The organism is Pseudomonas sp. AU12215 (assembly GCF_001675465.2).
In the GTDB taxonomy this organism is placed as follows: domain Bacteria; phylum Pseudomonadota; class Gammaproteobacteria; order Pseudomonadales; family Pseudomonadaceae; genus Pseudomonas; species Pseudomonas nitroreducens.
This window is the reverse complement of record NZ_MACM02000145.1, coordinates 90,967-98,921: the sequence shown is the minus strand read 5'-3', so window position 1 is coordinate 98,921 and position 7,955 is coordinate 90,967. Positions and strand designations below refer to the sequence as shown.

At 62.5% G+C, this 7,955-nt stretch carries 6 protein-coding genes and 1 pseudogene; 3 read left to right on the top strand and 4 right to left on the bottom strand.

The window, feature by feature from the left end; translation table 11 throughout:
• The 4 genes and pseudogenes from A9513_RS22920 to A9513_RS22910 all read right to left on the bottom strand — a co-directional run.
• Positions 1-1,794, bottom strand: a 1,794-nt coding sequence (locus tag A9513_RS22920) for a hypothetical protein (RefSeq protein ID WP_255302884.1), incomplete at its 3' end; no start/stop codon positions are given.
• A 6-nt stretch (positions 1,795-1,800) separates the two neighbouring features.
• Positions 1,801-1,914: pseudogene (locus A9513_RS36785) on the bottom strand (ESPR domain-containing protein); the annotation flags it as partial.
• 530 nt (positions 1,915-2,444) lie between these two features.
• A complete protein-coding gene (locus A9513_RS22915; protein WP_065085672.1) occupies positions 2,445-3,332 on the bottom strand; it encodes a hypothetical protein in 888 nt (295 codons plus the stop codon).
• A 375-nt stretch (positions 3,333-3,707) separates the two neighbouring features.
• On the bottom strand, positions 3,708-4,724 hold the full coding sequence (locus A9513_RS22910) for an RNA methyltransferase (protein ID WP_065085671.1): 1,017 nt from the start codon (positions 4,722-4,724) through the stop codon (positions 3,708-3,710).
• A 206-nt stretch (positions 4,725-4,930) separates the two neighbouring features.
• On the opposite strand from A9513_RS22910, the gene A9513_RS22905 reads away from it, so the two are divergent.
• From A9513_RS22905 to A9513_RS22895, 3 genes are all read left to right on the top strand, one after another.
• Complete coding sequence (locus A9513_RS22905; protein ID WP_024763830.1) at positions 4,931-5,371, top strand: hypothetical protein; 441 nt, start codon at positions 4,931-4,933, stop codon at positions 5,369-5,371.
• Positions 5,372-5,467: 96 nt separating this feature from the next.
• Positions 5,468-6,610, top strand: coding sequence for a class C beta-lactamase (gene ampC, locus A9513_RS22900; RefSeq protein WP_065085670.1), 1,143 nt, complete (start codon positions 5,468-5,470; stop codon positions 6,608-6,610).
• A 217-nt stretch (positions 6,611-6,827) separates the two neighbouring features.
• Positions 6,828-7,913: an MBL fold metallo-hydrolase gene (locus tag A9513_RS22895; protein WP_065085669.1), complete on the top strand. Its 1,086-nt coding sequence runs from the start codon at positions 6,828-6,830 to the stop codon at positions 7,911-7,913.
• Positions 7,914-7,955: the final 42 nt, after the last annotated feature.

Below are 7,955 nucleotides of genomic sequence, written 5' to 3'. Positions count from 1 at the left end.
CTTGCGCGCGCCGGCAGTGCCGAGGAAGTCGACGGCGGCGCCATCGCTGTCCTTGCCCACRGTSAGGTTTTCACCGGCRGCGGACTGCTGGACCATGCCGATGGTGCCGCTGCTGAGGTTGGTGGTGATGCTGGTGATGTCGCCCTCGACGTTGTTCATGCGGCCGTCGAGGTTGGTTACGCTGCCTTCGACGTTGGTCACGCGGCTGTCGATGCCGGTGACACGACCATCCAAGCCGGTGATCGCTGCAGTATTGCCAGCGATGTCCGCAGTATTCTGCGCCACGTCCTGGTTGGTGCTGAACAGCTGGCCGCCATTCACGGCTTCCTGGCTGTCGGCGGCCASGGTGCCATCGGCCACGTTGATCAGCTTGCGMGCGCCGGCRGTGCCGAGGAAGTCGACGGCGGCGCCATCGCTGTCCTTGCCYACSGTSAGGTTTTCACCGGCAGCGGACTGCTGGACCATGCCGATGGTGCCGCTGCTGAGGTTGGTGGTRATGCTGGTGATGTCGCCCTCGACGTTGTTCATGCGGCCGTCGAGGCTGGTGATATTGCCTTCTGCCGTGGTCATGCGGCCGCCCAGGCTAGCGATCGAAGTCGCATTGCTAGAGATATCGGCGGTATTTTGCGTGACGCGGGTATCCAGCCCGGCGATCGATACAGCATTGGCAGCACTATCCGTGGCGTTCTGGGTCACACGACCATCCAGCTTGCCCAGAGCACCATCCACCTTGTCAAAGCCCGCTCCCACATTGGTCGCGGCGCCACTGGTTCCGCCAATGGTATTGGTCTTGGCCAGCAGGTAACTCGGCGCAGTGATCGCACCGTTGGTGCCCACGGTAGTGCTCAGAGCCGATGCGGCTGTCGCGGCGAGGTTCTCCACCTTGGCGTCTTCCGACTGCAATTGGCTGACGTTGACTGCGTCGGTTGCCTGCGAGCCAGCTGCCAGGTTGGTCAAGCGGCGCTCCTGGGTGGATGCGCCGATGGACACTTCGCCGTTGGTGGCGGAAGCCACACCCGACAAGGTGGCGATTCCCGGGTTGTAACCGGCAGCGGCAAGGTTCGCAGTGGTGCTGGAGTTGGCACCCAAGGCAACCGAGTTGCCCGCCGTGGCGACGGCGGAAGTACCCAGTGCCAGGCTGCTGGCGGCTGTTGCGCTGGCGGAAGTACCCAGCGCCAGGCTATCCACGCCCGAGGCATTGGTGCCATAGCCCAGCGCAATCGCATGGTCGGCCACCGCGTTAGCCAGGGTACCCATGGCGATCGAGCCGTTGCCCTTGGACGAGGAGTAGATGCCCATGGCGATGCCGCCGGAATCCTGCGCCATGGAGCCAAAGCCCATTGCGGTGGAGCCGAAGCCATAGGCGCGGACGGCACAACCGATAGCCGTGGAGTTGTACCCGTATGCCAGGGTCGATCCGTTATTGACCGCGGTACCGCCGGCGTTGTTGCCAATGTTGCCGGTGCCGCCGATGAACTGGCTCGAGCCCCAGTTGACGTATCCCGTGCCTTTGTTGGCCTGCGAGCCATAATCGACTGTGGTTGAGTATTGCGGAGCCAGGCTGCTGAACAGACTGCTCATGTTGCCCAGCGCCCCAGGACCGGTCGTGTAGGTAGCGGTGAGGTCCTGGCAGTCGCCGTCAGGCGTCATCGCCAGGCCCTGGTAGTTGGCTTGCGCCCCCCAGCCACCACTCGAACCGGCAGCCCGAGAACCGTTGTTGCCGTTGACCGCTGCCCCCGTGTCGGAGAACGACGCTCCCGCAAACGCCTCGGGCAGGAAGCCGAATACGCTCATGAGGGCAGCAGCGATCAGACCACCGATGCGCCCTGTCTTGGTCCGACTTTTGGCCGTCTCCGCAGCCGCGACATAGGTCCCTGTTTTTTCACACCAGATACTGCGATATACGCGATTCATAAGAATATCCCTCATGCCAAACGTAGGAATCGTCTCGTTTAAAAATCGAAAAGAGACGGGATGAGCGCATGTTATGGAGAGGCAAATTCCTATGAACTCAGATAATCCCATTACTTAGGTAGGATGATTCCTAAGACCATTTCCGCATGAAGCACGGAATACGTAATAAACGACCAGAACATAAATCTGGCCGATTCGTTTGAATCGTCACTTATAGAAATAGGAGATATCTCATCATGATGATTTCTCCTACAGACTGGAGTTGGAACCTACTGGCTGCCGCTTCGTAGCCGAGTCAGATAAAGTACTGCCTGCATCTACTACCCGGCGTGCGGAAGTGCCCCCTCTCGCGGGTAAAAAAGCGGCAGCCTGAACCAGCCCAGGCGAGTCGCCGGCGAAGGCTCGAGCGCGCACAGAAAACAGAAAGGAAAACGCCAGGACTGTCCCACAGGGTGGGACAGTCCTGGCGATAAGACCTGCTCCCCCCCGAGCGACGGGGCCACTGCACGGGGAAGAGCGGCTGGTATCAATCAGGGTAACGTCGTCGAAAGATAATAGTTCTTGCCAAGTATCACTCCCCGGCCGAGCCAGAGCTGGCCGTAGCGTTTCAACACCACCCCCTCCCTTTTTGACACGTCGTAACGCAGGCCGGTGTCGGAGCTGAAGGAGAACTGATCGCTAGTCAGGCGATCCAGGCGATACCGGGTACTCGCGGGCGGAATATGCTGTTTCAGATCGTTCAGATAGCGCGGTGCCAGCTCCGCGAACAGTTTGGCAGCACTGCTCCGGTAATCACTCTCGGTCAGGCCCGGCGTGGCAGCCAGACGCCCAGCGATGAGTGCAAAGACGTCCGCATTGGCGCGGCTTTGCGCAATCCGCAAATCCATCAGTCTGCCCAGTGCGACGCTATCGAGTGTGACGGATGAATCCGCCTTCACTTCACTTTTCCTTGTCTCCTCACCTGCAACTTTCCTGGCATCAGCGACGCTCCGAGCAGCCTGTGGCGTCATCTCATGGGGCCGCATGAAGTCCTCGGGGGCAACAGGGGTCAGTGCGGAAACCGCATGATAGGCGGCACAGGCCGCAGCCTGAGCAGCCGTATTGCCGTTGACCAGTAGAGCCAGAGCGTCATTCCCCTGATGCGGCACCGAAGTCGGGTCGATCCCCAGCTTTCGCAACTGGGCACTGTTCTGCTCCGCGGTAACGCCACCATTGGCCAAGGAGCACAATTGATGGACAAGGGCGGGAACGCTTCGGCCATTGAAGGTGGGATACAGGGAGCGCACCGCCTCCTGAATGACCGGCAGTGCGGGCATGCTGACCGAATGGGCGGACGGCCCAGCCCCGGAGCCTTCATGCGGGCCGCAGCCAGCCAGAGTGAGCAATACCGCCGAGAAAACGAGGGATTTTGAGTTCATAGCAGCACCAGTTAGAAAGAGTGGCTCTCCGATATTGAAAGTCTTCAGAGAATGACCTGGTGATACTAGGAATTTACCCACTCGTTCTCGGTCATAAAATCCCACAACTCATGTAGGATATTTCCTATTAAGAATAGAAATCCATCGAAGTATTTCCTACGAATAAGTCTCGGGCGCTTTGGTTGATCAATTAAAAACCTACGAGAACCTGCTCTCGAAAATTCATCCCCCTGCGAACTCCCACCCCGGAACTGTGAGCACAATCGTGACACCCCAGACACTCGCCTCAAGGTGAAGTGATGCTACTCGGCGCTATGTGCAGCCCCATGAATAAACGATCCCGAAGTACAAGGGTTTTCTCAAGGCTGAGCGGCGCTATCGGCGGGTGATGATCTGGGCGCGTGCACGCAGTTGCCCGCAGCCACCATCAACATCCTGCCCGGCGCTGTTGCGCACCTTGGTCAGCACGCCACGGCTGTGCAGGTAGCGGACCATTTCGACGATACGTTCGCTACCCGGTCGCTGATACAGGTCGCCCTCCAAAGCGTTGAACGGGATGAGATTGAGCACGCCGAACTTGCCCTTGAGCAGGCGCAGGATACCGTCGAGTTCTTCCTGACTGTCATTGATACCCTTGAGCAACGTCCACTGGTACTGGATCGGATAGTCCGTGGCGCGAGCGTAGGCCTCGCCCAGCTCCACCAGTTCGTCGGGGGTAATCTTCGGCGCACGCGGCAGCAGGTGCTCGCGCAACGCCGCATTGCTGGTGTGCAGCGAGAGCGCCAGCGCCGGCTTGATCCGCTGCTGCGGGAGGCGCTCGAACACGCGCGGGTCGCCGACGGTGGAAAACACCAGGTTCTTGTGGCCAATACCGCCGTCGGTGCCGAGGCGGTCGATGGCCTCCAGCACATTGTCGAGGTTGTGCGCCGGCTCGCCCATGCCCATGAACACCACCCTCTTCACTGGCCGCACACGCCGCGCGAGCACCAGTTGGGCAACGATCTCGCTGGTGGATAGCTGGCGCAGCAGGCCGCTCTTGCCGGTCATGCAGAAGCGGCAGCCCACGGCACAACCGACCTGGGTCGACACGCAAACGCCGCCGCGCGGCAGCAGCACGCTTTCCACCATCTGCCCATCGGCCAGGCGTACCAGCAGACGCTCGGAGTTGTCGCCGCCCGGGTGGCGCGACTGGATGGTCGCCAATGCATCCAGCTCGGCGGCAATCTGCGCCACGCCGTTGCGCACGCTCAGCGGCAGGAAGTCCTCGGTCGCCTGCCGCTTGGTGCCGGCATCCAGCGCCTTGCCCTGAAGCCAGGCACGCAGCATCCGGGCGCGATGCAGGGGCAGCGCGCCAAGGTCGGCAAGGCGTTGGTCGAGGTCGGATATTCGCATGGGGCGCGAATCCTACCACCCGCTGCCGGCTCGGCGTAGCGCTGCCGGTCGAAGGCGCGGAAATATCCGTCCTAGACGCCTTGCTGTGACAATCACGTGCATCTTCCTTTGAGATTCGTCTTATTCAGCAACCGTTCATCGGGGCCCTACAGTGCCGCCGCCCCCAATCCAATGCAAAAAGGGGCATTTGCATACAAGGAGTAAGCATGAAGAAGTTCCTGAGCGCCGCCGCACTCGTCTCGGTCGCCGCACTTGCCACCGGCTGCACCAGCTACAACGTCAGCCAGCCGATCGCCCCGATCGCCGGTGCCGTCAAGACCGACCTGAAGGCAGACGTTGCCGTCGGCGGCCCGATCAGTGGCCAGTCCCAGGTCAACATCCTGTTCGGCTTCATCAAGTTCGGCGGCGACAGCCAGTACGCCGATGGCGTCACCTACGGCGCCGAGAGCGGTTCGGGCATGAGCCTGGCTGCCTTCGACCCGGTTTCCTCGGTCAAGGCCGCTGCCGCTTACAAGGCCGTGAAGAGCTCCGGTTCCGATCTGATCGTCGCACCGCGCTACGAAGTGAACGTGCAGGATTACTTCATCTTCAAGAAGGTGGACGTCAAGGTCACCGGCAACAAAGGCAGCATCAACAACATTCGTTGATGGACGCCGGGCGGGGCATCGTGCCCCGCCTACCGCTGGAGCGACGGAGCAGGTGGTGCTAGGTTCAGTCCTTCTACACCGCAACAGGACGTCTTCATGCGCCGGACCGCTCCCCTCGCGCTCAGCCTCATCGCACTCGCATTCTCCAACCTCGCCCAAGCCACCCCGCCGGACTTCGATGCGAAGGTGAACAAGCTCGCCCAGCAGGTCATGCGCGAACAGAACATCGCCGGCCTGGCCATTGGCGTCACCAACCATGGCGAGCAGCATTTCTACAATTTCGGCGTGGCGTCGAAGCAGAGCAAGCAGCCGGTGAGCAGCGATACGCTGTTCGAGATCGGCTCGGTGAGCAAGACGTTCACCGCCACCCTTGCCGGTTTCGCCGAGGCCAGCGGCAAGCTCAAGCTGCAGGACAGCCCGACGCATTATCTGAAGGAACTGCGCGGCAGCGCCCTGGACAAGGTAACGCTGATCCAACTCGCCACCCACGTCACCGGTGGTTTCCCACTGCAACTGCCCGACGAGGTGAAGACCCCCCAACAGCTCACCGACTACTACAGGACCTGGCAGCCGCAGTACCCCGCCAACACCCAGCGGACGTACGCCAACCCCAGTATCGGCCTGCTCGGCATCGCCACCGCGCGCGCCCTCGATGTGCCGTTCAAGACCGCGATGCAGCGCAATGTCTTCGCCCCGCTGGGGCTGAGCAATACCCATATCGACGTGCCCGTGACGCGCCAGGGTGTCTATGCCCAGGGCTACGACAAGGACGACCAGCCCGTGCGGGTGAACCCCGACCAGATCGCCGATGAGGCCTACGGGGTGAAATCCAGCAGCCGTGACCTGCTGCGTTTCGTCCAGGTGCAACTGGGCGAGGTCAAGCTCGGTGCCAAGTTGCAGGCGGCGGTGGATGCCACCCGCACCGGCTATTACCAGGTCGGCCCGATGACCCAGGACCTGGTCTGGGAGCAGTATGCCTATCCCCCCAAGCTCGCCGAACTACAGCAATACAACGGCCCTTCGATGGTGCTGGAGAGCCAGCCGGTGAAGGCTCTGCGCAAGCCGCTGCCGCCGCAGCAGGACGTCTGGGTGAACAAGACCGGCGCCACCGGCGGCTTCGGTGCCTACGTCGCCTTCGTCCCGTCGAAGCAGCGTGGCATCGTCATCCTCGCCAACCGCAACTACCCCAACGAGGCGCGGGTGAAGCTGGCCTGGGACATCCTCTCGAAGCTGGATTGACGCGCTTGCTGTGGCAACGAACCTTGGCCGCGATGTCTCCCGGCAGCTCCGGCGCCCAGCGGTTCGCGAGCAAGCTCGCTCCAGCAGGGCCTCTCCCGAGGCGCGCGGCTTGTATCGATGCCGGTGATGTTCTGAATCAAAATGCCGGTAATGATCCCTGGCGGCGGACCCTGTAGCGTGCTGTCCTGACAGACTCCGCCTCCAGAGGATCAGTGCCTTGCCCCGCCTCTCACTGCAACGCGCGCCCATCGGCAACTACGACCACTCCGCGCAATCGCGCGGAGGTCGCTTCCACAACCTCACCCCTCGCCCGGCCGACATGCCCGAGCCCAGCGCGAGGGTGCTCTGGGATGTACTGTTCAACAAACCGAAGAACACCGTGCCGCGCGCTCCAGTGCCCGTGCGCGCGCTGACTCCGGTCGAGCTGGACTCAGCGCCTGACCGTAGCCTGTATCGCCTCGGCCACTCCACCCTCCTGCTCAAGTTGCGCGGCGGCTGGTGGCTGACCGACCCGGTGTTCTCCGAGCGCGCGTCGCCCTTCAGCTTCGCCGGGCCCAAGCGCTTCCACGCACCGCCGATTGCCCTGCGGGACCTGCCGCCGATCCGCGGCGTGATCCTCTCCCACGACCACTACGATCACCTCGACCGCGCGACCATCGCCGTGCTGGCCGAGCGCGCGGAGGTCTTCCTCACCCCGCTGGGCGTGGGCGACTGCCTGCTCGACTGGGGCGTACCAGCTGAGAAGATCCGCCAACTGGACTGGTGGCAGAGCACCACGGTGGACGGCCTGTGCCTGACCGCTACCCCGGCGCAGCACTTCTCCGGCCGCGGTGTACGCGACGGCAACCGCACCCTGTGGTGTTCCTGGGTGATCGAGGACGACAGCCTGCGCATCTTCTTCAGCGGCGACACCGGCTACTTCGACGGCTTCGCCGAAATCGGCCGGCGCTTCGGCCGCTTCGACCTGACGCTGATGGAAACCGGTGCCTACAACGAGCACTGGCCTTACGTGCACATGCACCCGCAACAGACTGTGCAGGCGCACCAGGACCTCAACGGCCGCTGGCTGCTGCCAATCCACAACGGCACTTTCGACCTGGCCATGCATGCCTGGTACGAACCCTTCGAGCGCGTGCTGGAAATCGCCGGTGAACGCGGCCTGCCCGTCACCACGCCGATGATGGGCGAGCGTATCGCCATCGAAGTACCGCATAGCGGTGAGCGCTGGTGGCGCGGCGTAGTGGCAGAGGAGGCCCGCGCACCGGCGCCGCGCTGTGGTTGTCGTGCCGCCCGCGAAGGATGAAACCACAGTAGCCTGACGCCAATCGCGAACCGAATCCGCTCC

Excerpts from the sequence above, each read along its gene's own strand:
- A9513_RS22905 (WP_024763830.1), top strand. The coding sequence starts at position 4,931 with ATGAAGAAGTTCCTGAGCGCCGCCGCACTCGTCTCGGTCGCCGCACTT.
- A9513_RS22910 (WP_065085671.1), bottom strand. The coding sequence starts at position 4,724 with ATGCGAATATCCGACCTCGACCAACGCCTTGCCGACCTTGGCGCGCTG.
- A9513_RS22915 (WP_065085672.1), bottom strand. The coding sequence starts at position 3,332 with ATGAACTCAAAATCCCTCGTTTTCTCGGCGGTATTGCTCACTCTGGCT.
- ampC (WP_065085670.1), top strand. The coding sequence starts at position 5,468 with ATGCGCCGGACCGCTCCCCTCGCGCTCAGCCTCATCGCACTCGCATTC.